Consider the following 24,941-nt stretch of genomic DNA (forward strand, 5'->3'; position numbering starts at 1 on the left):
GATCCGAGTTATGAAAATCAAATTTCTTCCGCAGAATATCGAAGTCGAAGGAACTCCTGACAAGAGCCTTTTGCAGATTGCAACGGAGAACAAACTGGAAATCCGATCCATCTGCAAAGGTGTTCCATCCTGTGCGGAATGCCGGGTGCGTATCGCCGAGGGCGAGTCCAACACTCTGCCCCCGACGAAAGCCGAGTTGAGCCTGATCGGAACGAGTCACTTTATTGATGGCCGCCGTTTGAGCTGCCAGGTTCGTTGTTATGGCGATGTCACCGTGGATCTGACTGAACAGGTTCAAAAGAGTGAAAACAAAGTCAAAAAAATCAGGGGCTTCCGCGCCAACAAACAGGTTGAATCCAAGGCCGTCAACGACACGATGCTTTTGACTGAAAAGCCGGAAGACCGTCCACAGCATCAGCAGGCAGACCGCAGTGCTGACTCAGCTGAAATTTCTTCTGAGATGGCCGCTGAAGGTGAGGCGACAGAGCAATCTCAAAGTCAGCCAAAGCAACAGCAGCAGCAACAACAAAAGCAGCGTCAGCAGCAACAGAACCGCCCGCAGCAGCAAAAGCAGCAGGGTGGTGGCGGTGGCAATCGCAACCAGCAGCAGAATCAAAAGCAAGGTCAGCAGAAACAAGGCGGCCAGCAACAGAAGCAGGGCCAGCAAAAACAGGGGCAGCCGAAGCAGCAGCAAAATCAAAAGCCGCAGCAACAGCAGAACCAGAATCGCAATCAGAATCAAAATCGCAATCAGCAGCAGGGCCAGAAGCCCCCGCAGAATCAGCAGCCAAAGCCGGACCGTAAGGACGATCAATAATCCACGCGGTCTGGACCTGTGGGCAGTGTCCTGTAAACAGATCTTTACCGATAAGTTTCAAGGATGTCACACAAGATCACTTTCCGGGAACGGGGACAAGGGCCACTGCTAATACTTCTTCATGGTTATGGAGGAAGTGTTCACCATTGGGAATCCATCGCGGAAACCCTGTCGGCTCATTACCGTGTGATCGTTCCTAATCTAAGCCACATCTACATGAGCAGCGATAAGCTGTTCTTTACTGTGCAAATCGAAGCCGTCGCCAAGTTTATCCGTGAAAACTTCCCGGGTGAAAAGGTCAGTCTTGCAGGTTTAAGTTACGGTGGCGCTTTGTCCTGGGGCCTGGCCACGCAGCATCCGGATCTGGTTGAAAAAACTGTTTTGATCAATCCGATGGTGACCGATCCTATTCGCCACTTCCTGCCTAAAGAATTGAAATTCTTTTTCGCCATTCCGCTCAACTTAAAAAGTGTCTATGTGATGCTTTCAACTCCGATGGGGCGGGCGTTCCTGAAGCGTTCGGCGCAGATCTTCCGCGATGAGCGCAGTGAAGGGGTGGTTTCGGTGGAAACACTCAAAGGCCGCAAGCTGCAGTTTGTGGCGCACATGATTCATCATTTTGCCTGGATCCTGCGTTCCGAGGACTGGGCTTACTGGCACACGCGTTTGTACGCTTACCGCGGTGAATGCCGGTTGATCTTTGATGAAAAGGATCTGCTTTTTGATCAGACGGCCTATCGTCATTTTGCCAACCATATCGGCTGTGAGGATGTTGTGATTTTGACGGGTGCGGGGCACCTGGCAATTAAAACGCAACCCGAAGAAATCTCCCGTCTCATACGTGAGTTTTTAAGCGAATCCGTCGCAGCTTAAGATCAGATTCTATTTTGACCGAAAAAGAAAAAGGGAGTCGTGAAGACTCCCTTTTTTGTTTTTGCATGTAAGGATAAAACTAAACGTTGAAGCTGGAACCGCAGCCGCAGTGTTTGTTGGCGTTCGGGTTGTTGAACACAAACCCTTTACCATTCAAGCCGCCGGAGTATTCCAGGGTCATACCCAGCAGATAGAGCATGCTTTGAGAGTCCACGGCCACTTTTTGGCCCTGGGATTCAAAGAACTTGTCTCCGTCACGAGTCACGGTATCGAAATCCATTTTGTAAGACAGGCCTGAACAGCCGCCTTTTTTCACCTCAACGCGCAGAAAAGCCGCGTCGTCTTTTCCTTCATCTTTTTTTAGGGAAGCCAGTTTAGTTGCTGCTTCAGGTGAAATAGTGATCATAGAAAGCTCCTTTAACGTCGCAGCCAGTATAACACAGCTGTCAAGGGCTGGGGAGCCCCGGATAGACCCTCCGGGGAGATTGTTCAAATTATTGTATTTACTAGCTATTTTTGAATAGCCTGCTTCAGGATCTGAGCCGCACGGCTTAATTCGTCCTGAGTCGTCCAGCGGCCCAGGCTCAGGCGCAGGGAGCATTGGACTTCCTCGGTGCTCAGTCCCAGGCCTTTAAGAACGTGGCTGACCACCATCGCACCGGTGCCGCAGGCTGAGCCCGTGCTCACACCCAGTTTCTGCAATCGAGGCAGGATCTGTTCGGTTTTGATTCCCGGCAAGGTGATGTTCAAGTTCGCCGGGGACCTGTCCGTCGGGTGACCGTTCAGTTTTACACCCGGGATGTTTTGCTGAAGTTCAGACCACAGGAAATCACGCAGGTCTTTCATGTGCTGCACTTCTGCGGTGAAGTTTTGCTGGCAAAGCTCGCAAGCCGTTCCGAAGCCAACCACCGCTGGCACATTGACGGTGCCAGAGCGAAGACCACGTTCTTGACCGCCACCATAAATCAATGGATTCAGTTGAACCTTCGGATCTTTTCCGCGGATGTAAAGAGCGCCCACACCTTTGGGGCCATAGATTTTGTGACCCGAGAAAGACATCAGATCAATGCCCATTTCAGTCACATTCACCGGGATTTTGCCGACAGCCTGAGTGGCGTCTGTGTGCAGATAGATTTGTTTTTCTTTGCAAAGAGCGGCGATTTCCGGAATCGGGTTGATGGATCCGATTTCGTTGTTCACCCAGATAAAGCTCATCAGTTTCGTGTGTGGTTTGATTGCCGCTTTCACCGCTTCAAGTTCAACCACACCGAATTTATTCACCGGCAGGAAGTCCACTTCCACACCCATTTTCTGAGCGGCGGCCATGCCCTTCATGATCGAGCTGTGCTCGATGTTGCTGGTGATAAAATGAATCGGGGCTTCCGGATTTTCTTCACGCAGTTTCGAAATCAGCCCGAAGATCACCCAGTTGTTGGATTCGGTGGCGCCACCAGTGAAAGTGACCTCCATGCTCTTGCAGCCGATGAAGCTGGCGACTTGGGTGCGGGCCTTGGCAACTGCATTTTCCGCGATCCAGCCCCAGTGATGACCGGCGCTGGCTGGGTTGCCGAAGAATTCTTTGAAGTAGGGCTCCATCGTGGAATAAACACGCGGGTCCACCGGTGTGGTTGCGTTGTAATCAAGATAGATGCCGGTGTCCTGCTGCAAAGTCTTTCCCATCGGGCGTTCGGTGCTCGTTTCCATAATGCCTATGAGCTAAACCTTGCCCGGGCGCCGGGTCAACGAAAAACGCCGGGAGGCGTCTTTAGGCAACGACTTTGTCTTTCTGTTTTGCCTCAAAATCATGGATTTTTTCGTTCAGGAAGTTCTGGGCGCGGTATTTGTCCAGATCCTGGATATCGGCCTTCAAGATATGCAGGTTGGAAATACCCTGGTTTTGCAGACGTTGCTTTTGAACATCGAAAAACTTTGATCCACGGGGCGTATATAGGACGTACTTGTTATTTTTTGGAAGATAAATATAAACGTTGAATTCCACGGCCACATCGCCCGCCAGTTCGTTCAGGTGAATGCTGGCCATTTCTTCGTCCGCGGAATCTCCGAAGGTGGTTTTGATGTCCTGGCGCGGGAAGAAGGCCATGGCAACCTCGTTGCCTTCGTGCACAGATTTGCGCAGGAACTCGGCCTGTTCCAGTGCCCACTCTTCAAATGGCACTTCCTTGATGTTCAGCTGCATTGATTCGCTGTCCTCAATTTTCTCACCATTTTCCTTCAGAAAGCGGAACAGGCGTTCACGGACTTTTCGCAGAAAAGCATCGTCCAGCTTGCGGTCTTTGCCCATGGCGGTGATCAAATAGCCGGAAAAGCGGGTGGACTCAATCACGATGCAGGAAATGTTGGTGGAGTTTTCGATGGCCTCGGATTCTGCAAAGCTGGTTTTAATGCAGGATTTTTCCAGTGCGTCTTTGGTTCCGCGCAGGATGATGGAGTCTTTTTTCGCCGACAGGGGATTGTCTTCAATCTGCTCTGGTGTCGGACGTTCCTTGCGGCGGGTTGTGGTGGGCATCGGCGCCCAGCCTGCTGCCGCTTTGTTGGCTGCGTTCTGCCGCATCAGCATCGCATTGAGCGTTTCGTCACTTTCATCGATACCGGAACCCATGCTGTTCCCGGCACCGTGCCCTTGTTGGGCCCAGCCCGGCCCCAGGCCGTTGTTTTGGCCGGACGGTTGCATCAGCCCCAGATTCAGTTCTGAGTTGGTTCCAGGCATATATCCGATATTGGATTTGTTTTGCTGGCCGCCGGCAGAGATTGAAGAGTCGGTGGTGTGGCCGCCAGAAAACTGATTGCTGCCGTCATCCCCCCCAAGCAGCTGCTGTAATATGCTTTGTGCATTCTGGGAAGACAGGGTGCCACCCTCACCTTTGATGGCAATGACACTGCCGTCTTCGGCGGTGCTGGAGCCAGTGCGCTGAAACGGATTGGTGACACCTTTGGCCTGCTGGTCTTTATAGAACTTGTTGACGGTTCTTTCCACGGCGGGGCCTGTGATCGGAGGATACAGGACGTACTCGCTGTTGCTGGTGTTGAGCATGTTGAAACTGGCTGCGGAATTTTCTTCAGCGAAAACAATCACGCACACCGGAAAAGCCTGTGCCAGAATCTTGGGCAGGTTTCGTACTTTGCGGTTGGGGTGATCGATGCTGACCATCACAAACTGCGGCTGCTCCTGAACCAAAAAGATCAGGGCCTCTTTCAAATTGGTCGTGGACTTGATGGTCCAGTCGCGGTTCTTTAGAAAGCCCTCGACGGTTCCCAGGCTTGTCGGCTTGGATTTGATGATGAGGAGCTTTTTCTTGATCGAGTCTTGACTCATTCCCCACGTCCTTTGAAACGTACTCATGTTTTTCTTAACGGAACGTTGTCGCTAACAAACAAGAGTTTGGGGTTACAGCGCGGTTAGATTGCCGAGGCTTAACAGAACACAGGCCCTTGGGCCATGCTTGTATCGCACATCTGTACTGTCCAAATCGTGGGCTTGGCTCAGAAGGAAAGAATCTCTAGACTGAATGTATGAAAAAACAAACTCTGCACAGCCCGTCGTACTTTGTTTCTGGAGGCAAAAATCCAGAGAGTCTTTTCGCCTGGAAAAATGTGAATTGCGAAATTCGCAACCGCAAGGGCGAAGTGTTTTTCGAAATGAAGAATGTGGAGGCACCCGAGGGCTGGTCCCAATTGGCAATTGATATTGCCGCCAGCAAGTACTTTAGAAAAGTCGGTGTTCCCAAGACCGGGCATGAGACTTCGGTTCGTCAGATGGTGGACCGGGTGGTGAAGGCGATTGTGGCCTCTGCGATTCGCCAGGGGGGATACTTTGCCACGCGCAAAGAGGCCGACATCTTTGCCAAAGAATTGAAGTTCATTCTGCTGTCCCAGCGGGGCGCGTTCAACAGCCCGGTGTGGTTCAATGCCGGTTTGTGGGAGGCTTACAAAGCACAAAGCCCCAGTGAACATTTCGCCTGGGACGAAAAAAAGAAATCCATTCAGGCCACCAAAAATGCCTATGAGCGGCCGCAGTGTTCAGCGTGTTTCATTCAAAGTGTCGATGACAGTATCGAGAGCATCTTTGATCTGGCCAAAACTGAAGCCAAGCTTTTCAAATATGGTTCGGGCACGGGCAGCAACTTCTCAAAAATTCGCAGCAAGTACGAGGCCACCGGATCGGGCGGAAAAAGTTCGGGCCTGATTTCCTTTTTGGAGGTTCTGGACAAGGGCGCGGGTGCGATCAAATCCGGCGGGACCACCCGCCGGGCCGCCAAGATGGTGGTGGTGGACATAGATCACCCCGAGGTTCTGGATTTCATTGACTGGAAAATGCGCGAAGAGCAAAAGGCGCATCTGCTGATTGCCGCAGGACTCAGTGCGGATTTCGAGGGCGAGGCCTATCGCACGGTATCCGGGCAGAACGCCAACAACTCGGTCCGGGTCAGCGATGCCTTCATGAAAGCGGTGGAACAAGAGCGACCGTGGAAGCTCAAGGCGCGTTTGACCGGAAAAGTCTTGCGTGAAATTCCAGCCGGCGAAGTCTGGAACCGTATCACACGCGCGGCGTGGATGTGCGCGGATCCCGGCATTCAGTTCCATGACACCATCAACAAGTGGCACACATGTCCTGAGACAGACATCATTCATTCCAGCAACCCGTGTTCTGAATACATGTTCCTGGATGATTCCGCCTGCAATCTGGCTTCCATCAACCTGGTGAAGTTCTTAAACGACACCGGAGACTTTGATTTTGAATCCTTTATTCATACGGCCCGCACGCTGTTTGTGGCGCAGGAAATTCTGGTGGACTATTCCAGCTATCCAACCCAAAGAGTTGCGCAGAATTCCCATGACTATCGTCCTCTGGGGTTGGGCTTTGCCAATCTGGGCAGCCTCCTGATGCGAAAGGGCGTAGCCTATGACAGCGACGAGGGCCGCGCGTGGGCGGGGGCTTTGACATCGTTGATGTCGGGGGTGGCTTATCTGACCAGTTCCGAGATGGCCCGGGCCAAGGGGCCGTTTGCGGGATATCGCAAAAACAGCAAATCGATGCTGAAAGTGATGAAGATGCACGAGCGTGCCCTGAATCAGGTGGCGTGGAAGATGCTTCCCGCCGGCATAGACAAGGCCGTCCGGAATTTATGGAAGGGCGTCTTGTACAACGGCGAAAAGTACGGCTATCGAAACGCTCAAGCCACGGTGATCGCACCGACCGGGACTATCGGACTTTTGATGGATTGTGACACCACCGGGATTGAGCCGGACTTTTCTTTGATCAAGTTCAAGAAACTGGTCGGCGGTGGCGAAATTCAGATTGTGAACCAGTCCGTGGACGCGGCTTTGGCGTCCCTGCAATACTTCGAAGACGAACGTCAGGCGATTTTGAAATATGTCGAAGAAAACAACTCGGTCGTGGGCGCTCCGCAAATGCACCCGGAAGACCTGCCGGTCTTTGACACCGCCACGGCAATGCCAGGCCAGCGGGTTTTGTCCCCGGAAAGTCATGTGAAGATGATGGCGGCAGTGCAGCCGTTTATCAGCGGGGCCATCTCCAAAACCGTGAACATGCCAAGCACGGCCACCGAAGAGGACATCAGCCGCATTTACTTCCTGGCCTGGAAGCTGGGGGTGAAGGCCGTGGCGGTGTACCGCGATGGCAGCAAACAAAGCCAGCCTCTGAACCTGAAGGAAAAGCCCAAAGTGGTGGAGGAAGTCGGTGTTCCGAATTTCACTATGAAATGCCCGGAATGCGGGAGTGACACAGTGCTTACGAGCGGCTGTTACAGATGTCCAAACTGCGGCACGACGGTGGGTTGTTCCTAAAGACTTGAAGGGCAACTCGCTGCGGCGGTGCTGGTCAAAGTTTGGTGGGACCTTTATCCTCTCTGTTCTCTTTAACTAAGGACTGCTTTATGTCTAAAAAAGATATTTTTGGTGATGATATTAACGAGACAAAAGACTTCGCAAGTTTCGAAGAACTTTTTGCTCAATCTGAAAAAGGGATGAAGACCAAACTTTCCGTGGGCGATCAGGTTCATGGCGAGATCCTTTCCATCGGTAAAGAAGAGGCCTTTGTGGCCACGGGCACTCCGACAGACGGCATGATCCTGACCAAGGATCTTTTGGATGAAAACAAAGAAGTAAAATACAAAGTCGGCGATTACATCGACTGCGTTGTGACTTCCATCAAAGGTGGCGAAGTTCGTCTGGCGAAAAAAGGCTCGATGAATGCTTCCACAGATTCTTTGGAAGACGCTTTCGACATGGAACTTCCGGTGGAAGGCCGTGTGACTGAAACCTGCAATGGCGGTTTCCGCGTGAGCATCCAGGGTAAAACGGCGTTCTGCCCAATCAGCCAGATCGACAGCCGCTTTGTTCAGGATGCCAATGAATACGTTGGTAAAAAATTCGACTTCATGATCACTCAGCTGGATCCAAAAGGGCGCAACATCGTTGTCTCCCGCCGCAAGGTTCTGGATCTGCAAAAAGCTGAAAACGAAGGTACGTTCATGCTGAAACATCAGCCGGGCGCTTTGCTGGAAGGCAAGATCGTTCGTCTGGAAAAATTCGGTGCGTTCGTGGAGCTGGAAGCAGGCATCGAAGGTCTGATCCACGTTTCTGAACTTTCCTGGTCCCGCGTTCATGACCCTAAAGAAGTGGTGATGGCCGGTCAGCCAGTGACAGTGAAACTGATCAAAATGGAAGAAGTCGACGGACGTCTGAAAATTTCTTTGTCCCTGAAACAGGCTGACGGCGCTGGCAATCCTTGGATGACAGTTCCGCAGAAATTCCCAGTGGGCACCGTGGTGCAGGGGAAAGTGGAAAAGAAAGAAACATACGGTCTGTTCGTAAACATCGCTCCGGGTGTGACGGGTCTTTTGCCTCGCTCTAAATGGCGTGATTCCGTGGATGCCGCTCAATACGAAAACAAAAAGCGCGGGGACGATGTGACTGTTCAGGTGGATCAGATCATGTTTGAAGAAAAGAAGATTTCTTTGGCTTTGCCTGGTGAAGCTGAAGATCACAGCTGGAAATCCCACTCCACAACCTCTTCCGGGTTGGGGGCGATGGCAGAGGCTTTGAAGGGCCTTAACATCAAGAAGAACTAGTTGTTTCATTTTGATATTCTGAAGTTGTCAAAAGCCCTTTGGGTCTAAACCCAAGGGGCTTTTTTTTGTGGCTACTTTAGTTTGGAAAACAGTTTTTCATCATTTTTCCGGTTAATCCTCAATAAAACTGTTCCACGAGCCGATAAGTGTGTCAGAAGCGAACCCATTTGAACGTCTATCGGGGTCAAGGAATCATGAACAGCAATGTCGTGTCTTATATTGAGACAAAAATTCAGGAATATGCCGCCGAACGGTGGTTGTTTCAGAACTTCAAATTTGAAGGCCTGAAGCTGCGTCCGCTGGAACAGCGCAAGTACTTCGACTTTGGGGTGATTGAGGTGTGTTTGAACTCCAACGGCAGTATTGATATTGCCGGGGACTTCTATCGCAACTCCATCACACCGAAAGAATACAACTCCATCCAGGACGCCTGCGCGATGGTGTATGATCATCTTCGTTATGCCGATCAGAACTATCGCCGTCTGGTGCAGGCCCCTGAAGACTGGACAAAAAAAAGCTTCTTCAGCAAGATCTTCTCCGGCTTTAAAAAAGCCGGCTGATCACAGATTGCGAAGCCAGAAAATCAGCGCCATCTCGGCAAAGTACTGATGACGGCGCTCTTTCATATTCGCCGACTTGTAAGGGCTGGTGATAAAGTCCTTCACCTTGCGGCCCTTGTATTCCAGACTGACTTCGCAGCTGTGTTCATCCTTGGGGAAAATATGCAAGTGCAGCCCGGCAGGGCTTTTCACCTCGCGGGACTTTGAAAAACTCCACATTTGATCCGTCATAAATCCACGCAGCACCGGCATCAGGCGGTTCATCAAAAACTGTCCGGTGACTTCATCAATCACACAAAGTGAGTGAACCTGCTTTAGCTTTTCGGCAAAGATTTCCGCGGCGTCTTCGCCGTCGCGGGCCAGGGTGCAAAACTGCAGGGCTTCGGTCAGACGGGCAAAGGCGGGTTCCAGACCGGCTTCTTCACTGCGATAGTAAGAGGCTTTCACCTCCACATAGGGAAGATGCACACGGTACCCAATATCCACGTGGATGCCTTTCAGAGCTTCTTCCACGATCAAGGCCACATCGGATTCGCCCACGCCAAGAGTGTCCCATTTTCGGGTCAGGTAAGGATCCAGTTTGCGGGCTTCGCTTTGCAGCCACTCTTTGATGTTTGCACCCCAAACGGCCTCGATCTCGCGGGGAGGTCCGGGCAGGACAAAAACTTTTTTCCCGTGTGCTTCAAGAGAAAAGCCGTTGGCGGTGCCTTCGGCATTTGCCAGGATGGTGGCACCTTCCGGAAAAAGCACTGTTGGCGCTGAATCTCTTTCACCACGTATCCGCGTGACGTCAGGCGGTCGTTGACGTGTTGCCAGCTTTTTTCATCGAACGTCAGTTTTTTGCCGGCCCAGTCCGCCACCACATCCCGGGTGAAGTCATCCGAGGTCGGGCCCAGGCCCCCGGTGATAAAAATCAAATCGGCTTTGGCGGCGCAAAACTCGATCCCCTCCAGCATCAGGGGGCGTTCATCCGGAACCACCAGGTGTGCCTTGGTGGTCATTCCCAGATCTTTGAGTTTTTTGGAAATCCAGGAGGCATTTTTGTTTACTATCTGACCGTCGGTCAGCTCGGTTCCAATGCCCAATACAGCGGCTTTCATATTCTGCGGTCTCCCTCGAAGAAATTTAAGGTATTCCACCCCCGGATTTGCGTCCAGAACCAATGCCGGGCCCCTTGTTAAATGGCACAGATGCGACGCATTATTGTGGTCAAAACCTTGCCCCGAAGGCAGTCACTACATAGATTCACCAGACTGTACTGCACCTTTAAGGAGTCCTAATATGTCTTTCAATTGGAAAGAATTCGATCTGTACAATCCAACCCCTGAACACGCAATGTTGCGTGAAACTTTGAAGTCTTTCACTGAGGCTGAAATCGAGCCGCAAGCGCACGAACATGATCGCAGTGAAAAGTTCAATCTGGAGTTGTTCCGTAAAGTGGGTGAGTTGGGTCTGTTGGGAATCACCGTTCCTGAGCAGTTCGGCGGTGCAGGGATGGATGCCACAGCGGCGACCATCGTTCATGAAGAGTTTTCTGCCGCGGATCCGGGTTTCTGCCTGGCGTATCTGGCGCACTCCATGCTTTGCGTGAACAACATTGCTGTGAACGGCAGTGATGAACAGCGCCACCGTATTTTACCAAAGCTTTGCTCTGGTGAGTGGGTGGGCTCCATGGCGATGTCAGAGCCTGCTATCGGAACCGACGTTCTGGGCATGCAGACGACCGCAGTAAAAAAAGGTGATGAATACATCATCAACGGCCGTAAGATGTGGATCACCAACGGTACCATCGATGAAAACAACACTCCTTGTGACCTGGTTCTGGTCTATGCCCGCACTGGTGAAAAACACGGGCGTGCTTTGATCTCCACTTTCCTGGTTGAAAAAGATCACAAAGGTTTCGCTGTCGGTCAGAAGATCAAAGACAAGCTGGGCATGCGTGGTTCCAACACCGCAGAACTTGTGTTCCAGGACTGTCACGTTCCGGCAAGTGCACTGATCGGCCACGAAGGTGACTCCATGTTGCACATGATGCGCAATCTTGAAATCGAGCGCCTGACACTGGCTGCGATGAGTTTGGGTATTGCCCGTCGTTCTATTGAAATCATGAACCGTTACGCGACCGAGCGTGAGGCTTTCGGCAAATCCTTGAATCACTTCGGTCAGATGCAGCGTTATATCGCGGATTCCTATGCTGAATACAAAGCGGCTCGTGCGTATGTTTACGAAACAGCTCGCCGTATGGATTTGAACAAAGAAGGCAACCGTCTGGATTCTGACGGTGTGAAACTTGTGGCAACCACGATGGCGAAAAACGTGGCAGACCGTGCGATTCAGGTTCTGGGTGGTTACGGCTACGTGGGCGAATACGTGGTGGAAAGACTTTGGAGAGACGCGAAGTTGCTTGAGATCGGTGGCGGTACTTTGGAGGCCCACCAGAAGAACATCACTCGCGACCTGGCAAAAAATCCGGAAGCTCTTTACAAATAGTCCAGTCTACAGAGGTCAGAATGTTCCCATATGGGCCCGAACTTGAAATCAATGCCAATCTTCGCGTGAACTACCAGCTGGTGCTGGAGAAGATCGGGCCCCTGCTGACTGATGAACGCCGCCAGAAGATCGAAAAAGTGGTGGCGCTTCGCAATTTTGACACGGCCGTGGTGCTTGAGGGCATCTATGACCGTGGCAATATCTCCGCCGTGATGAGATCTGCCGAGGGTCTTGGCTTTGGCAATTTCCACGTCATTGAAACCCAGGAAAAATTCAAAGAAGCCAACCGGGTCACCCAAGGGGCTGACAAATGGGTCGAAGTTAAAAAATGGAAAAAGACTGCGGACTGTGTGAAGGCTTTGAAAAATCAGGGTTACAAAATCTATGTGACTCATTTGGATGCGAACGCCAAACCTCTGCATGAGATTGATTTCAGCGGTAAGACAGCCCTGGTGCTTGGTAACGAGCGTGACGGTGTGACCCCTGAAATGATTGCGGCCGCAGATCAAACGATCATCATTCCCATGACGGGCTTTGTGCAAAGCTTCAATATTTCCGTGGCCGGGGCTCTGGGGCTTTATCATATTTCCCAGGACCGCTTGAAACGCCGTGGAACCAACGCGTCCCTGACGGAAGAAGAGCAGGGGATCTTGCGGGCTCACTATTACATGAGAACCCAGGACAGCGCAGCCCAGTATCTGGAAGAGATGTTTTCCCGGGGCACTCTTAAATCCTGACTTCAAACTTGTGTCGCCCTTTAATTTCCAATAACCTTATTGGAAAGAAAGGGGACCCCGATGAAGAAACTGCTTTTGCTTCCCGTTCTGTTTGCGGTCGCTGCCTGTGCGCAAAAATCCGTAAGCCTCACTCCGGATAAACCAGTCAGCACCAAAATTCCTTTTTTTATGACAAGGCCTCAGCCGACAACTCCGGTAGAGCTGGTGTTTGATAAAGACCATGCAGCGCCAAAGCCCATGAATTATCGCAAGAGCGATTCTTTGCGCATGTCCGGCAGTGCCACCTTCAGCCCGAAGGCGCTGAAAGAAGTCGCTAAGCCCGTTAAAAAGAACAAGGCCTCTCTGTACGTCTTTGACCTGCGCCAGGAATCCCACGGTCTGATCAATGACATCCCGGTGACCTGGTACGCGGACCGCGACTGGGCCAATGCCGATCTAAATCATGAAGAGGCCGTTCGCCGCGAACGCCGTTTGTTGGGCGATCTGCGTGTCGGGGATAAGATTGGCACCACCGCCATTCAAAGCATCGAAACTGAAGAAAGCATGATCCGCACCGGAGGACACCAGTATGTGCGTCTGACGGTGACCGATCATGTGCGTCCGGTGGATTCTGAAGTGGATCGTTTTATTGAAAGCGTGCGTGCGCTTCCAGAAAATGCCTGGGTGCATTTTCACTGTCGTGCCGGCAAGGGCCGTACGACGACATTCATGGTTTTGTACGACATGCTGAAAAATGCGAAGACTGATTCGTTTGAGGAAATCATCAAACGCAATACCGAGCTGAGTAATGACTATGACGTGCTGACGGTGCCAGCCGATGAAAAGGACTGGAAGTATCCTTATCAGAAAGAGCGTGCGGCATTCGTTACTGAGTTCTATAATTATGCCAAAGCCCATCCAAATGGAGAGGGCATGCTTTGGGGTGAGTGGGTGTTAAGATGAAGTATTTGATGATTGTGGCTGTGGCTCTGGTGTTATCAGCCTGTGCGACCAAGAAAACCAAAGACCTGGATTTTGATGATCTGCCGGCTGAAAAGAAGACCGCAGCAAAGTCGTCCAAGTCAGACAAAGCCCCCAAGGCTGACGCAAGCCCGGCGGAAATGGCCCGCAATTCCGGAATTGTGGTGGACCCGCAGGAACTGGCGCTGTTGGATCGTATGACCAAGGCGGTGGAGCTTTATGTGCACAAAGGGAACAAAAAGGAATTCAACACTCTTTGCAAAGACAAGCGCTTTGATTGTTTCGTGAATGACAAATTCCACCCGGCTAAAAAGAAGAAAACCGCACGCGGAATTCCTCCCTATGCCAGCGGCTCTAAAATGGGCCTGCAAGGGGAAGAACGCATTCAGCTTCGCTACGAGTTTTATCCTTAGTTTTTTCTTAAGATGATGGACTTCATCAGGGGCTCCTGATCCGGGAGCTCAAAGTCCAGCCCTTGTGCCGGAGCCGGCAGAATCTTGAATGAAAAATCTTTTTTCAGTTTGTTCAGGCGCAGGTGCAGATCCCCTGTCGTCCATTTCTCGTAATTGGTGCAGAACAACAGCAGACCGTCTTTTTGCAGGCAGTACATGCAGTTGATCAGAAGCTCATCAAAGTTCTTGCTGATGGAGAAGACCCCGTTTTTGGATCTGCCGAAAGAGGGCGGATCACAGACGATCATACCAAATTTTCTCTTGCGACGGATGGTGCCCTTCAGGAACAGGATGCAATCCTGCACCCAGAATTCGTGATTCTCGGCTTCAGGATCAAGGCCATTGATGGTGAAGTTGTGTTTGCTCCATTCGATAAAGTTCTGGGACACGTCCACGGTGCAGACTTCACGGGCGCCAGCCAAAGCTGACACCACACTGAATCCGCTGGTGTAAGAGAACAAATTCAAAACACTGCGGCCTTCAGCGTGATTCTTGACCCACAGGCGGTTTTCACGCTGATCCAGGAACAGTCCCGGGGACAGGCCGGTGTCGCTGCGCAGATCATAGATCACGCCGTTTTCCTTGGCCTGCCAGCGTGAAGCGGTGTTGCCGATATGCCAAAGCACTTCGGCGTTCGGGTCTTCCCCGCGATTCAGCATCTTTCGGACAAGAATCTTTTTGTGATACTTCTTTGCGATTTTTTCAAAGCGCAACAAATCCTGAACCGTTGGATCGGATTCCTTGTACCAGTAAACCCACAGATATTCGCCATATTGATCGATGCGGTAAGTGTCCAGCTCGCGATGGGCAAGGCGCAGACACTCATCAGTCAAAGTTGAAAACTTGTACATGCGTTCGCGGCGCTGAAAGGCTTCTGTCAGGATTTGTTCTTCCGGATCGGCCGTGAAGTCGTCTTCGGCCCAGCCTGGCAGAGGAGTTTCATAACGGACTTTTTGGCCATTCAACTCAAAGCCCAACACCTGCGAGTGCAGGCACAGACGGAAGTGGTTGGTCCCATTGTGATCACTGTCACCCAGAACGGCGATGCCGTTGGCTTCAGCATGCAGACGGATCTGGTGCGGTTTACCCGTGTGGGGCACGGCTTCCCACAACTGGTAAGGACCCAAAGCTTTCACCCATTTGAAACTGGTTTTGGAATTGGGCTCCTGGGTGTCGCGGCTGACGAAGACATTTTTTTCCTTCTGGATGAAGGATTCATAGGTGAACTCAGTGCGGGCGATTTTTTTGTCGGTCAGGAAAAGGTATTTCTTTTCGACCTTGTGCTGCTCAAAGGCTTGAGTCAGCTGGGCGGCAATTTCAGAGCTGGTGGCAAAGACCAAAGCGCCGGAAGTGGCTTTGTCCAGACGATGCACGGTGTAGAGCTTACGATCCAGTTCTTCTTCATAAATTTCGACACAGCCGCGCTGACCATACTCGGGCGTATGGGTGTTCAGACCTGCGATCTTGTCAACGAAGATGCAGCCCGCTATTTCGGTGTGTTGAAGCTTAATTATCCGTGTCATCCGACTACTATAATTCGGTTTTTATTGTGGGTCACTGGGAGATTCGTTAGAACTTATAGCTGGACCTCGCCGCTCAGACAGTCCTCGTTCGTGTTTTTTTGGCGGTGGCTCCGCAGAGGCTGTTTTGCCTCACTGCGGAACTCGCGTCGATGTCCAGCTATAAGTTCTAACGAATCTAACGGAGGCCTTGTTTTTATGAAAAACCGTATTCTAGTTCTTGCTTTGATGTTGATGCCATTTTTGGCAGGTTGTGGGATTCAATCTCTTCCTCAAGCTAAGAATGCTACTGAGGCTGCTTTGGCTGAGGTGAACAATCAATACAAACGTCGGGCTGATTTGATTCCGAATCTTGTGAATGTTGTTAAGGGTTATGCGAAGCATGAAGAAGCTACTTTGACGGCGGTGACAGAGGCTCGTGCCAAAGCGACCGCTATGCAGATTGATCCTTCCAAAGTGACTCCCGAGCAACTGGCGAAATTCCAGCAGGCGCAAAGTGGTTTGTCTCAAGCTTTGGGTCGTTTGATGGTGGTGTCAGAGCAGTATCCTCAGTTGAAAGCGGATCAGAACTTCCGTGATCTTCAGGCTCAGCTGGAAGGCACCGAAAACCGCATCACAATTGCTCGTCAAAGATACATCGAGACTATCAATGCATTTAACAACCAAGTCAGCGTTCCGCCGACAAGCTGGACAAATGCGATCATGTATCACTTCGAAAAAATGCCTCAATGGGACATGACTCCGGAAGAAAAAGCTTCTGCTGAAAAAGCACCGGAAGTGAAGTTCTAGTTTGTCAGGGAACATGCGTTTCTTAGCATATTCTTTTTTCGCTTTCTTCTTGGCCCTGGGTGTTTCCGCCCGGGCTGAGTTTAAGGTTCCCACGCTGACCGGTCCTGTGATGGACGAGGTCGGTTATCTTTCCCGCAACGACCGTCAAGAGCTGATGCAGCTTCTTTATGACTTCAACAAACGCGGGGTCGCTCAAGTTCAAGTTTTGATCGTTCCTACCTTGGATGGCATGCCCATCGAGATGGCGTCCATTGCTGTCACTGACAAGTGGAAGCTCGGGGACGAGAAAAAAGACAACGGGGTTTTGTTCCTGATTGCGGCCAATGATCGCAAACTGCGTATTGAAGTCGGGCAGGGTCTTGAAGGCGCTATTCCCGATGTGATCGCCAGCCGGATCATTCGTGATCAGGTGGTGCCGTTGTTCCGCGCCCGTCAATTTTCTGCCGGGATCGTGCTGGGGACACACGAGATCTTACGTCTGGCGGATAAAGAGTTCGCAGAACAAAACGGACTGCAGGAAGGTGTTCCTGCAAAAAGTGACCGTGATGGTTCCGGCGGCGATATTCCTATTGGTGTGATCATCATTCTCTTCATCATTATTTCTATCCTGGGTCGCTTTGGTGGCGGTCGTGGACGTCATCTTCGTGGTGGCGGCTGGGGCGGTGGCTACGGTGGTGGTGGGGGATGGTCTTCCGGCGGGGGTGGCGGAGGCGGCTGGTCCGGTGGTGGCGGCGGCTTCAGCGGCGGGGGCTCATCCGGCAGTTGGTAAACCAAGCTCTCGGGGCTGCGTCTTGGGGAAAGGCTCTTTGCCTTACCCGCTTCGGACAGTCCTCGCTCTTGGTTTTCTGTGGTGGCTGCCGCTGGGTTTTTGGTGTTCGCTTGCGGAACTTGCGAGTAAGGCAAAGAGCCTTTCCCCAAGTCGCAGACGAGGCCTGGCTGACAACCTAGGATTCGCCTTTTTGCTTAATGCCTAGCCTTGGGTGTGTTGAAGTCGTTTTGGCTGGTGTTTGGCAGCGGTAATTGATTTTTTGAGGGAAATTTATGGCTTGGATTAATAAATATCTTTCTGAAGCGGATCTTGCGCGGATTGAGGCTTCTATTTCCAAGGTGGAAGAAACCACTTCGGGAGAGATTGTTCCTGTAATTGTTCGTCGTTCTTCCGCCGTGGGGCATGTGCCTTTGACGCTGACTTTGCTTTTGACTCTGTTTTTGGTCATTGTTGAGTTTCCGTTCAGTGACTGGTTGTGGGTGACTCCTTGGGTTTATCTGTGGCCGGTGATTGTTGTGATCTTCTTTGGTCTTTCGCAAGTGTTGGCCAAGTCCAAGTGGATTCAGAAAGTGTTTGTTCCTGAAAAGGACGAACTGGATTCGGTTCACCGTCGTGCGCATCTGGAATTCTATCTGAACCGCATTCATCGCACCGAAGGCGGGACCGGGGTTTTGATCTTTGTCTCTGTGATGGAAAAGAAAGCTGTCGTTCTGGCGGATGAGGGGATCTCAAAAAAACTGCCCAAAGAACACTGGGATGAGATCTTGGGCATGCTGGGTAAACATCTGCATGAGGGCAAGTGGGCGGATGGCTTTGTGGCGGCAATTGAGGCTTGTGGCAAGGACCTGCAGACTCATTTCCCGGTCATTTCTGGTAAAGGCAATGAGCTTAAAAATCATCTCATCGTCAAGGATGTCTAAGTGTCCTGATCTGGGGCAGGGCAATTAAGTCCCTGCAATCCTTGTCGGTGTAATTCATATTTGAGAACTCGCATTCCGAAAAGTACTGTATGCGAGTCCTTGTTTTGAACGTTCTATTATCTGGTTTCGCGTTGATTTCCGTGGGTTGCACCCTGGAGGCCAACATCGCTGGGCAAATGCTGCCTTCACTGTTGCGTCCCGACGGTGGGGAGGGTGTTGTTGATGCCCCTCAAATATCTCAGAAAATTTGTGCGAATGGACCCGTGTTTTCTCAAGCGGAGATGCCGTCGGGTGAAACGATCTTGGCCGGTGACTTTACTCGCATCGGCCCCTGCAGCAGTCCTTTCTTAAAATACAATCCAGTCACGGGTGCAGTTGAGTCCATCGGACCTTCCGACGCCGCCGTCGGAGAAGCTCATGTCATTGAGGCGGATGGGGCTGGAGGTTATTATGTCGGGGGGTACTTTGAGGCCAAGAATGGATCTCAAGCCTTGATTCATATCAAACCGGACGGGACACTTTCGGATTGGAATCCCCAACTTTCCCGTGGAGCTCTTGCTGCAGGGGTGAGTGCTCTGAAGGTTCATGATGGAGTTCTTTATGTGGGAGGAGATTTTACGGCAGCGGGCAGCCCTTCGCTGAGCCGGACCGCTCTTGCCGCCTTTGATATCGCCACGGGGGATTTGTTGCCTTGGGCGCCACCGCTGACCACGGACAGTTTCGGGGACTTGCACATTCGTTCAATCGAGATTGCTTCTGGATCCATATTTATCGCAGGGGCTTTTGGAACTGTTGGCGCCAATCTTCATGTTTCCGAAGGTGTAGCCAAGATCAATTTGACTGATAATAATGCCGACACTTCTTTTGCCGCCACGGGGTTAAGTTCTCAATCCGGAAAAATGAAATGGCATAACGGAACCCTGGTGCTTGTGGATGGTGGAGGACTTGTGATGCTGAACTCCACCAACGGTGCCAACACGGGGTTTGTCGCGGGACTGACGGCGGTGCCGGCTTGGGGAGGCTTCTCGGACTATGAGCTGAAGGGCGATGAGCTTTGGATTGCCGGAATGTTTGATGCCGTCAATGGTCATCCCACTCGAAACATAGCCAAGTTCGATTTTAGCGGCGCAACTCCAACACTGGACACAGGCTGGGCGACCACCTATGAACCGGAAGGTTGGGTGTCACAGTTAAAAGTCACTGACAGCCATATCTTGTCGTTCACAAATGGAACTGTGGGGTACTGGAATAAATCGAACGGAACTCAGTACGTTCCTGCAGTGGCCAGTCCGGTGGGCGAAGGCACTTATTTGGGGGCTCTCAATGAAGGTGAAGAGTTGCTGTATGTGCATAAGTCCAAAACACTGGGGCTTCCCGAAACCAGATATCTGGTCATGTATGATCCTGACGGAGAAGTGATGCCCTGGGCTCCTTCGCCCAATGACTATGTCAAGTCCGTGGTTGTCCATGAGGGAAGGATTTTTGTCGGTGGCAGGTTCACCAACATTGGCGTAACACCTTCGGGCAAACGTTATCTGGTAGAGCTGGACACCGACGGGGAGGTCACCTCCTGGGATGCGGATGCCAATGACGAAATCTATGATATGCGAAGCGTGCAGGGAAGTCTGCTGATTGCGGGTGAATTTACCAGTATTGGCAGCGATGGAATGGGAGCGGCTTATCTTGCAAAACTCAGCTTCGTCGATGCGACAGGTGTGCCTTGGACAACTCAGGTGGACGGTCGGGTGTTTGGATTCGATATTGAAGGATCTGCCCTGGTGTTCGGTGGCGGTTTTTCAACGGTGGATGGTCAGGCTGTCGAAAATCTGGCAAAGGTGGATCTGAATACGGGGAGTCTGCTTGGTGGAACACCAACAGTCGACAGTTGGGTCAATGGCGTGGCTGTCATCGATGAAAAAGTTTATCTATTCGGGCAATTTACGGATGTGGGTGGTGAAGCCCGCTCGCGTCTGGCGGCTTTCAATCTTTCAAATGGTTCAGTGACCGCTTGGGCGCCGAATATCGCCGTCTGGGCCTCCCGGGCCATGCGAGAAGTGTCCGGCAAGGTCATCGTGATGGCCCATTTCAACACGTACAATGGGGTCAGCTACACCGAGGGCACTCTGGTGCTGGATCCGGATACCGGGGCCAAAGTGGCAGATCCTCGAAATCTTTATAGTTCGACCGTCTGGCTTGAAGAGTAATGACGCCACGTTGCGCTGGCCCAAACCTTGCGTTCCGCAGGGCTTCATTGATAGTCTGAGGCCCTCTATGCAGTCGTAGTTCAATGGATAGAGCACTTGGCTTCGAACCAAGGGGTTGCAGGTTCGAGTCCTGCCGACTGCACCATCCTTTTTTTCTTTTTCCCTTTTAATACTGTTTCGGACCTGGCGCGGGCACAACTGCCGACTGCACCTTTCTTGGCGGATAGAGTGGAATTGATTTTGCCTGGGCTTCGTTGCATCCTTTTAGAGCAAGGGGTGTTGTCATGAGTGGCAAAAATGCCAAAGTGGATGCTTTCATTCAGTCAGAGAAGAAGTGGAAAGAGGAAGTTCAGCTGCTGCGGCAGATTGCATTGGACAGTGGTTTGAGCGAAGACTTTAAATGGAGTCTGCCTTGTTATCTGCATGAAGATAAAAACATCGCCATCATCCAGAACTTTAAGAACTCCTGCGCATTGATGTTCTTTCAGGGGAGTGAACTTAAAGATTCAAAAAAACTGCTGAAGTCACCGGGTGCAAACTCTCAGTCGGCAAAACGCTTTGAATTCACCAGTGTCGCTGACATCACGAAAGTGAAGGCGGCAATTCGCGCTTACATCAAAGAAGCCGTCAAGATTTCTGAAGCCGAAGTGAAAACCCAAAAGAAACCGGCAAAGATGCCAGCCTTGCCTGCAGAATTGAAACAGGCCCTGGATAAAAACAAGAAACTGAAAGCCGCTTTTGGAAAGCTGACTCCGGGCCGTCAGCGCCTGTATCTGATGCATATCACTTCAGCCAAACAAGCGGCCACCCGGGTTTCCAGAGTGGAAAAATGCATTCCGCGCATCTTGCAGGGGTTGGGATTGAACGACAGGCCCTAGCGTCGTTTCAGGGACTGGATGATTTCATCCAGTTTCCCCAAAAAGCGGGAGCGGTCTTTTTTATCCATCGGTGCGGGACCGCCGCGCATTTCGCCCATATGACGAAGATTCTGCATCAGCTCGCGCGTCGCCACCGCTGATCCAATGCTGTCTTCAGTGAATTCGACACCCTTGGGACCCAGCGCACGGACTTGGCGTTTCACGCAGCGCTCGGCCAACAGAATATCCGCAGTCACCACGATGTCGCCAGGCCCTGCCTGCTCGACAATCCAGTCATCGGCGGCATCGAAACCGGAAGACGCCACCACCATTTCCACTCGCTCGTTGGCGGGGATGTTGATGTACTTGTTCGCAACCACAAAGACTTTCAGCTGATAGCGTTCGGCGACCTTATAGATCTCGTCTTTGACGGGGCAGCCGTCCGCATCGATAAAGATAATCAGCATAAAGCCTTTCTGGCCTTAGCAGCCTGAACCTTCCATGATGATAGTGTACACCTTGCCGGTTTCACTATCAATCACCAGCAAAGCCGCGAATTGGAAGCCGCACTGAACAGCGCCGACCGGGCCGACTCCGTATTTCACAGTTTTGATGTGGCGAAGAAGAGAAAAGGCATTTTGAGCTTTCAGATAAGCTTCAGAGAAAGCCACTTTGTCTTCCGTGGTCTGTTCGCTGTATTCAAGGTTTTGTTCCAAAACACTGAGGACGTATTCGGAGGCCCCTTTCAGGTCTGAACTGCCCCAGTTGGTGGAATCGCCCTGCCAGGCCGCCGCATTGTCTCCCTGCCAACTGGCTTCAAATTCCTCTGCAGACTCGACTTCGCCCGCTGCGAGTGCAAATTCGCGAACCATGCCTTTGACGTCCGTGGAAGGTTGGACCTGAGTCACGCGGGTCTCTTGGGCGATCTGGCTTAGTTGTGCCACAGCTTGTTCGATGGTGCGGGAGTTATAGTCGCTTTTGGCAAAACTGGAAGCAGACAGAAGAAGGGTCAGGGTAAACATAAGCGTTTTCACTTTTGGGCTCCAAAGAAAGGTTTATGAACCTGCTTATAGAGCCTGCCCTGATATTTGTTAAATATATAAAAATATAGTTAATATACTATAAATGTATAAAAACTAATCTAAGGGTCAAAGGGGATTGCAGTATCCGGACAGATGCACCCGGTAATTCTTATCAGAGGTGAAGATTTCAAACATTCCTTCCTGATAGCCTTCGCGATGGCAAGTCAGGGTCAGGCGATAGCGGCAGGAAAGCTCGGAGCGCAATTGTTCGGGGCAGTCGCTTGCGACGGTGAAGCCGCCCCCAGAAATTGTATGTGAAATGTCACGAAGTGCGGTGGCATTGTAATTAGTCAAAAGCATGTCCTTCGAGCGTTCGGCACCCACCATCAGCATCCCAAAATCCATGCGCGATTCAACCTGCGCGCTAACTGCCAGGGGGGAAAGCAAGACAAAGAACACCAGCGTTTTCAGGCACTTCATAAGATCCTCCTAAGGTGACAATTCATTGGGCCTGTGCCCGGATTTTCAGTCAAACTTTTGGCGGGAACAGGTGGATGAATCTGTTCACACTTTATTGATGAAACAGGTTCTGGTCGTGGGCTCGTTGACCGCTTCGAGGGGATTTGTAATCTGAAGGTCACCCCAAGGAGGTTCCCATGAAGAGCGTTCTGTTCATCACCGCGTTTCTTTTTGTCTGGCTGGCACAGGCAGCCCCGGCACCGGATCGCTGCAAGACCCTGACCGAAACCCAAGGGGGCGTGCAGCTTCAGCGCATCTGGCTTGAGCAGGCGGGCATCTGCATGTTGTCTGTTTCTCCCACGGATGCCTACAAGGACATGATCTATCGCGACTATGTGCTGACCGAAGATGGCATGTTCATGGTCTTTAACGCTTATGGTACCGATGGGCAGTTCGGAGCCCGTGACTTTTTCCTGTTCCCAAGAAAGCAGACTGTGATCAGCCATCAGTGGGTGCCGGAAAAAGACGAGCTGATCATCGAGCACGTCACCGGAGACAAGTTCGTCTTTGATGTTAATAAAGCTGTTCTGAAGTCCATTTCGGGGGCTGCGAAAGTGGTGGTTGATAAAGTCGCCACCAATAATAAAGGCGGCGTATCCATCGTGGGTTATCAGGGGCAGATTCTGGATGTGGGCTTTGCGCTGAATCAGGATCCGGCGATGATCCGCAGCGGGAATTCGGTTCTGACCGGAGCGCAAAGAAACTGTTCTCTGCGCAATCTGGATATTTTCAATTACATGAGTGACGGCGACGTGATCTTTAAGTTCAGAAAGGACACCGACTTTCAGCGTCTGGTGTCCTCTGCCTGCCGTTAGAAGGAATGCATCAGCTCTGTGAACTTGCGACGGTCACGGAGCTGGGAATCCAGGTCGTGCAGGGATTTGTTGATGAAACGAACCTCAAAGGAATTGGATTCGGGATTTTCCTCCAGAACGTCGCGATAGATGAATTCATGAATCACCAGCGCAGCCTTTTGATTTTCATCCAAAGAGCTCCATACCAATGAATCAATGTCATACTCCTGAATGCCAAAACGACTTTCATTGGTCTGAACAATGGCAATCTTCAGTCGGCAGCCACGACCCAGTTCCATATCACCCTGGTCGTTGGGGCCTTCCAAAGCAAAAGAGGCCTTCCAGCGGATTTGTTGAGGCCACTGCTTCAGCCACTGCGTGTATTTCAAGGCTTTCTGGGAATTCACCGGACGGATGCGCGCGATCAAGTCAGACACTTTGGCCTGGTAGGAACGGGCCGGGGAGTACTGAACGTTGATCCCTTCTTCCTTGGCTTCCGCCATTTCCAATGCGACGGTGGGTTGGTTCAGGCAGCTGACGACGTAGCCGCCGTTGCGAACAACATATTGAGCAAATGCGCTGGGCGCGGCCAATAAAACGATAAGAGCAAGCAGATGTTTCATTCGGTCTCCTTTGGCACGGCGGGCAGCAGTTGCATGCCCAGCGTGTAAATTTCAGTGCATTCACCCTGAGTCAGCTTTCCGTAAACCTTTTTCCAGGCCTTTTCGAGTTCTTTTTTTGCCCGGTCCAAATTTTTCGGATTTACAGCCATTGTCAGGTAAACCATTTCCCTTTTTTCAGTGGGAACCTGCGGGAAAATGTCAGTCGAGCGCTTCAGGGCCTCTTTGTGCAATTTTTGCACGTCAAAGTTCGGGATGTCGCTTTCAGAAGCCAGGCTGCGCACGGTTTTCACATAAGTGGTGGGGCTGTTCATTTCAACCAGTCCCAGTTGCAAAAGCTTGTTCATGACAGTTTGCGTGCGTTCGGAAGGAACTCCGGTTTCAGATGAAATCAGCTCCACATCCCATTCTTCTGTGTGCAAATCCATTGCCGCCAGCACCAGGAAAAAATCCACACTGGAAACTTCGGAGAATTCTGATTTGCTCAGAACGCGTTCTATAGAGTGGGTGGCTTTTTTGCGTTTTTTCTCGGAGTCATACAGGGACTGGGCCTTCTGTTGGTCTTCTTCCGTCAGGCGCAAACCTGCCACCAGCTTGTTGAAGTTAGCCGAAGACACCGGGCGCTTGTTGTTGAAAATCTCGGACAAGTGACCCGGAGAGATCTCCACCCGCTGAGCCAAAGCACGCAGTGAGAATCGCGGATTTGCCGCACGTCTTTCTTCAAACTTTACATGGAAAAACTTATTCAACGTCTTCATTTGGCAAAAACACTTACCAACTCAAATTGGACATGTATATGTCAATTGCGAGGTTTTCCCGAGTTTAAGCCTTTTTGAAGGACGAACTGTTCGAAATTTCATGGCGAACACCAAAACGACAAAACCGGCTGTGGTAGCCGGTTTTGTAGGATTTACCTGACTTGAAGA

At 51.3% G+C, this 24,941-nt stretch carries 25 protein-coding genes, 1 tRNA gene and 1 pseudogene; 16 read left to right on the forward strand and 11 right to left on the reverse strand.

All coding sequences use genetic code 11. The annotated features are described in order from the left end of the window. Positions 1-10 precede the first annotated feature (10 nt). The gene (locus BD_RS05425; RefSeq protein ID WP_011163702.1) at positions 11-817 is read left to right on the forward strand and encodes a 2Fe-2S iron-sulfur cluster-binding protein; all 807 of its coding nucleotides are present in this window, start codon (positions 11-13) and stop codon (positions 815-817) included. Positions 818-880: 63 nt separating this feature from the next. Further along, complete coding sequence (locus tag BD_RS05430) at positions 881-1,690, forward strand: alpha/beta fold hydrolase (protein WP_011163703.1); 810 nt, start codon at positions 881-883, stop codon at positions 1,688-1,690. Between the two features lie 79 nt (positions 1,691-1,769). Here the strand turns inward: BD_RS05430 and BD_RS05435 are convergent, their stop codons facing one another. From BD_RS05435 to BD_RS05445, 3 genes are all read right to left on the reverse strand, one after another. After that, positions 1,770-2,096 (reverse strand): HesB/IscA family protein, encoded by a 327-nt coding sequence (locus BD_RS05435; RefSeq protein ID WP_038451152.1) that lies wholly within the window; start codon positions 2,094-2,096, stop codon positions 1,770-1,772. Between the two features lie 104 nt (positions 2,097-2,200). After that, positions 2,201-3,394: a cysteine desulfurase family protein gene (locus BD_RS05440; protein ID WP_011163705.1), complete on the reverse strand. Its 1,194-nt coding sequence runs from the start codon at positions 3,392-3,394 to the stop codon at positions 2,201-2,203. Between the two features lie 61 nt (positions 3,395-3,455). Further along, a complete protein-coding gene (locus BD_RS05445) occupies positions 3,456-5,024 on the reverse strand; it encodes a hypothetical protein (RefSeq protein ID WP_144313913.1) in 1,569 nt (522 codons plus the stop codon). A gap of 197 nt (positions 5,025-5,221) precedes the next feature. On the opposite strand from BD_RS05445, the gene BD_RS05450 reads away from it, so the two are divergent. From BD_RS05450 to BD_RS05460, 3 genes are all read left to right on the forward strand, one after another. Further along, complete coding sequence (locus tag BD_RS05450; protein WP_011163707.1) at positions 5,222-7,516, forward strand: vitamin B12-dependent ribonucleotide reductase; 2,295 nt, start codon at positions 5,222-5,224, stop codon at positions 7,514-7,516. Between the two features lie 89 nt (positions 7,517-7,605). Continuing rightward, a complete protein-coding gene (locus tag BD_RS05455) occupies positions 7,606-8,802 on the forward strand; it encodes a S1 RNA-binding domain-containing protein (protein ID WP_011163708.1) in 1,197 nt (398 codons plus the stop codon). Between the two features lie 194 nt (positions 8,803-8,996). Further along, positions 8,997-9,362, forward strand: a complete 366-nt coding sequence (locus tag BD_RS05460; RefSeq protein ID WP_011163709.1) for a hypothetical protein — start codon at positions 8,997-8,999, stop codon at positions 9,360-9,362. On the opposite strand, the gene BD_RS05465 is transcribed toward BD_RS05460, so the two are convergent. Together BD_RS05465 and BD_RS18490 are read right to left on the reverse strand one after the other, a co-directional pair. Continuing rightward, on the reverse strand, positions 9,363-10,112 hold the full coding sequence (locus BD_RS05465) for a competence/damage-inducible protein A (RefSeq protein WP_011163710.1): 750 nt from the start codon (positions 10,110-10,112) through the stop codon (positions 9,363-9,365). It abuts the gene before it with no gap. 89 nt (positions 10,113-10,201) lie between these two features. After that, positions 10,202-10,462: pseudogene (locus BD_RS18490) on the reverse strand (molybdopterin-binding protein); the annotation flags it as partial. Between the two features lie 181 nt (positions 10,463-10,643). Between BD_RS18490 and BD_RS05475 the strand changes: the two are divergent. Genes BD_RS05475 through BD_RS05490 form a run of 4 tightly spaced genes read left to right on the forward strand, consistent with a single transcriptional unit; the run spans position 10,644 to position 13,962 of the window. Then, positions 10,644-11,852 carry an acyl-CoA dehydrogenase family protein gene (locus BD_RS05475; protein ID WP_038451159.1) on the forward strand — a complete coding sequence of 403 codons (1,209 nt, stop codon included), beginning with the start codon at positions 10,644-10,646 and terminating at the stop codon, positions 11,850-11,852. Positions 11,853-11,872: 20 nt separating this feature from the next. After that, positions 11,873-12,589, forward strand: coding sequence for a TrmH family RNA methyltransferase (locus BD_RS05480; RefSeq protein ID WP_011163712.1), 717 nt, complete (start codon positions 11,873-11,875; stop codon positions 12,587-12,589). 60 nt (positions 12,590-12,649) lie between these two features. After that, the gene (locus BD_RS05485; protein ID WP_011163713.1) at positions 12,650-13,531 is read left to right on the forward strand and encodes a phosphatase domain-containing protein; all 882 of its coding nucleotides are present in this window, start codon (positions 12,650-12,652) and stop codon (positions 13,529-13,531) included. Then, complete coding sequence (locus BD_RS05490; protein ID WP_011163714.1) at positions 13,528-13,962, forward strand: hypothetical protein; 435 nt, start codon at positions 13,528-13,530, stop codon at positions 13,960-13,962. Before BD_RS05485 ends, BD_RS05490 begins: the two co-directional genes overlap by 4 nt. Here the strand turns inward: BD_RS05490 and BD_RS05495 are convergent. Further along, positions 13,959-15,524: a pseudouridine synthase gene (locus BD_RS05495; RefSeq protein ID WP_011163715.1), complete on the reverse strand. Its 1,566-nt coding sequence runs from the start codon at positions 15,522-15,524 to the stop codon at positions 13,959-13,961. The two genes, BD_RS05490 and BD_RS05495, sit on opposite strands and share 4 nt — an antisense overlap. Positions 15,525-15,719: 195 nt before the next feature. On the opposite strand from BD_RS05495, the gene BD_RS05500 reads away from it, so the two are divergent. The 6 genes from BD_RS05500 to BD_RS05525 all read left to right on the forward strand — a co-directional run bounded on the left by BD_RS05500 (position 15,720) and on the right by BD_RS05525 (position 21,081). Next, positions 15,720-16,310 carry a LemA family protein gene (locus BD_RS05500; RefSeq protein WP_011163716.1) on the forward strand — a complete coding sequence of 197 codons (591 nt, stop codon included), beginning with the start codon at positions 15,720-15,722 and terminating at the stop codon, positions 16,308-16,310. Positions 16,311-16,323: 13 nt separating this feature from the next. Further along, complete coding sequence (locus tag BD_RS05505) at positions 16,324-17,079, forward strand: TPM domain-containing protein (RefSeq protein ID WP_011163717.1); 756 nt, start codon at positions 16,324-16,326, stop codon at positions 17,077-17,079. Positions 17,080-17,351: 272 nt separating this feature from the next. Continuing rightward, complete coding sequence (locus tag BD_RS05510; protein ID WP_011163718.1) at positions 17,352-17,999, forward strand: TPM domain-containing protein; 648 nt, start codon at positions 17,352-17,354, stop codon at positions 17,997-17,999. Between the two features lie 89 nt (positions 18,000-18,088). Then, positions 18,089-20,203 (forward strand): thiamine pyrophosphate-dependent enzyme, encoded by a 2,115-nt coding sequence (locus tag BD_RS05515; protein WP_011163719.1) that lies wholly within the window; start codon positions 18,089-18,091, stop codon positions 20,201-20,203. Between the two features lie 69 nt (positions 20,204-20,272). Beyond that, positions 20,273-20,348, forward strand: a tRNA-Arg gene (locus tag BD_RS05520). A gap of 139 nt (positions 20,349-20,487) precedes the next feature. Further along, positions 20,488-21,081: a YdeI/OmpD-associated family protein gene (locus BD_RS05525; RefSeq protein WP_011163720.1), complete on the forward strand. Its 594-nt coding sequence runs from the start codon at positions 20,488-20,490 to the stop codon at positions 21,079-21,081. On the opposite strand, the gene BD_RS05530 is transcribed toward BD_RS05525, so the two are convergent. From BD_RS05530 to BD_RS05540, 3 genes are all read right to left on the reverse strand, one after another. Continuing rightward, entirely contained in the window at positions 21,078-21,527 is a 450-nt protein-coding gene (locus tag BD_RS05530) for a YaiI/YqxD family protein (protein ID WP_011163721.1), read from the reverse strand. The genes BD_RS05525 and BD_RS05530 overlap by 4 nt on opposite strands. A 15-nt stretch (positions 21,528-21,542) precedes the next feature. Then, complete coding sequence (locus tag BD_RS05535) at positions 21,543-22,094, reverse strand: hypothetical protein (protein ID WP_011163722.1); 552 nt, start codon at positions 22,092-22,094, stop codon at positions 21,543-21,545. A 114-nt stretch (positions 22,095-22,208) separates the two neighbouring features. After that, complete coding sequence (locus BD_RS05540; protein WP_011163723.1) at positions 22,209-22,562, reverse strand: hypothetical protein; 354 nt, start codon at positions 22,560-22,562, stop codon at positions 22,209-22,211. Positions 22,563-22,738: 176 nt separating this feature from the next. Here BD_RS05540 and BD_RS05545 point away from each other — a divergent pair, with 176 nt between their 5' ends. Further along, positions 22,739-23,416, forward strand: coding sequence for a hypothetical protein (locus BD_RS05545; RefSeq protein ID WP_050792901.1), 678 nt, complete (start codon positions 22,739-22,741; stop codon positions 23,414-23,416). Here BD_RS05545 and BD_RS05550 read toward each other — a convergent pair. After that, complete coding sequence (locus BD_RS05550; RefSeq protein WP_011163725.1) at positions 23,413-24,018, reverse strand: hypothetical protein; 606 nt, start codon at positions 24,016-24,018, stop codon at positions 23,413-23,415. The two genes, BD_RS05545 and BD_RS05550, sit on opposite strands and share 4 nt — an antisense overlap. Beyond that, the gene (locus BD_RS05555) at positions 24,015-24,773 is read right to left on the reverse strand and encodes a TIGR02147 family protein (RefSeq protein ID WP_011163726.1); all 759 of its coding nucleotides are present in this window, start codon (positions 24,771-24,773) and stop codon (positions 24,015-24,017) included. The genes BD_RS05550 and BD_RS05555 overlap by 4 nt, the downstream gene beginning before the upstream one ends. Positions 24,774-24,941 lie beyond the last annotated feature (168 nt).

The sequence above is a fragment of the Bdellovibrio bacteriovorus HD100 genome (assembly GCF_000196175.1).
In the GTDB taxonomy this organism is placed as follows: Bacteria; Bdellovibrionota; Bdellovibrionia; order Bdellovibrionales; family Bdellovibrionaceae; genus Bdellovibrio; species Bdellovibrio bacteriovorus.

Bases quoted from the DNA above. Each gene is read 5' to 3' on its own strand.
- BD_RS05435 (WP_038451152.1), bottom strand. From the start codon at position 2,096: ATGATCACTATTTCACCTGAAGCAGCAACTAAACTGGCTTCCCTAAAA.
- BD_RS05545 (WP_050792901.1), top strand. From the start codon at position 22,739: ATGAAGAGCGTTCTGTTCATCACCGCGTTTCTTTTTGTCTGGCTGGCA.
- BD_RS05485 (WP_011163713.1), top strand. From the start codon at position 12,650: ATGAAGAAACTGCTTTTGCTTCCCGTTCTGTTTGCGGTCGCTGCCTGT.
- BD_RS05455 (WP_011163708.1), top strand. From the start codon at position 7,606: ATGTCTAAAAAAGATATTTTTGGTGATGATATTAACGAGACAAAAGAC.
- BD_RS05480 (WP_011163712.1), top strand. From the start codon at position 11,873: ATGTTCCCATATGGGCCCGAACTTGAAATCAATGCCAATCTTCGCGTG.
- BD_RS05495 (WP_011163715.1), bottom strand. From the start codon at position 15,524: ATGACACGGATAATTAAGCTTCAACACACCGAAATAGCGGGCTGCATC.
- BD_RS05540 (WP_011163723.1), bottom strand. From the start codon at position 22,562: ATGAAGTGCCTGAAAACGCTGGTGTTCTTTGTCTTGCTTTCCCCCCTG.
- BD_RS05450 (WP_011163707.1), top strand. From the start codon at position 5,222: ATGAAAAAACAAACTCTGCACAGCCCGTCGTACTTTGTTTCTGGAGGC.
- BD_RS05430 (WP_011163703.1), top strand. From the start codon at position 881: ATGTCACACAAGATCACTTTCCGGGAACGGGGACAAGGGCCACTGCTA.
- BD_RS05555 (WP_011163726.1), bottom strand. From the start codon at position 24,773: ATGAAGACGTTGAATAAGTTTTTCCATGTAAAGTTTGAAGAAAGACGT.
- BD_RS05525 (WP_011163720.1), top strand. From the start codon at position 20,488: ATGAGTGGCAAAAATGCCAAAGTGGATGCTTTCATTCAGTCAGAGAAG.
- BD_RS05515 (WP_011163719.1), top strand. From the start codon at position 18,089: ATGCGAGTCCTTGTTTTGAACGTTCTATTATCTGGTTTCGCGTTGATT.
- BD_RS05440 (WP_011163705.1), bottom strand. From the start codon at position 3,394: ATGGAAACGAGCACCGAACGCCCGATGGGAAAGACTTTGCAGCAGGAC.
- BD_RS05490 (WP_011163714.1), top strand. From the start codon at position 13,528: ATGAAGTATTTGATGATTGTGGCTGTGGCTCTGGTGTTATCAGCCTGT.
- BD_RS05530 (WP_011163721.1), bottom strand. From the start codon at position 21,527: ATGCTGATTATCTTTATCGATGCGGACGGCTGCCCCGTCAAAGACGAG.
- BD_RS05425 (WP_011163702.1), top strand. From the start codon at position 11: ATGAAAATCAAATTTCTTCCGCAGAATATCGAAGTCGAAGGAACTCCT.
- BD_RS05505 (WP_011163717.1), top strand. From the start codon at position 16,324: ATGCGTTTCTTAGCATATTCTTTTTTCGCTTTCTTCTTGGCCCTGGGT.
- BD_RS05500 (WP_011163716.1), top strand. From the start codon at position 15,720: ATGAAAAACCGTATTCTAGTTCTTGCTTTGATGTTGATGCCATTTTTG.
- BD_RS05510 (WP_011163718.1), top strand. From the start codon at position 17,352: ATGGCTTGGATTAATAAATATCTTTCTGAAGCGGATCTTGCGCGGATT.
- BD_RS05460 (WP_011163709.1), top strand. From the start codon at position 8,997: ATGAACAGCAATGTCGTGTCTTATATTGAGACAAAAATTCAGGAATAT.
- BD_RS05550 (WP_011163725.1), bottom strand. From the start codon at position 24,018: ATGAAACATCTGCTTGCTCTTATCGTTTTATTGGCCGCGCCCAGCGCA.
- BD_RS05475 (WP_038451159.1), top strand. From the start codon at position 10,644: ATGTCTTTCAATTGGAAAGAATTCGATCTGTACAATCCAACCCCTGAA.
- BD_RS05445 (WP_144313913.1), bottom strand. From the start codon at position 5,024: ATGAGTCAAGACTCGATCAAGAAAAAGCTCCTCATCATCAAATCCAAG.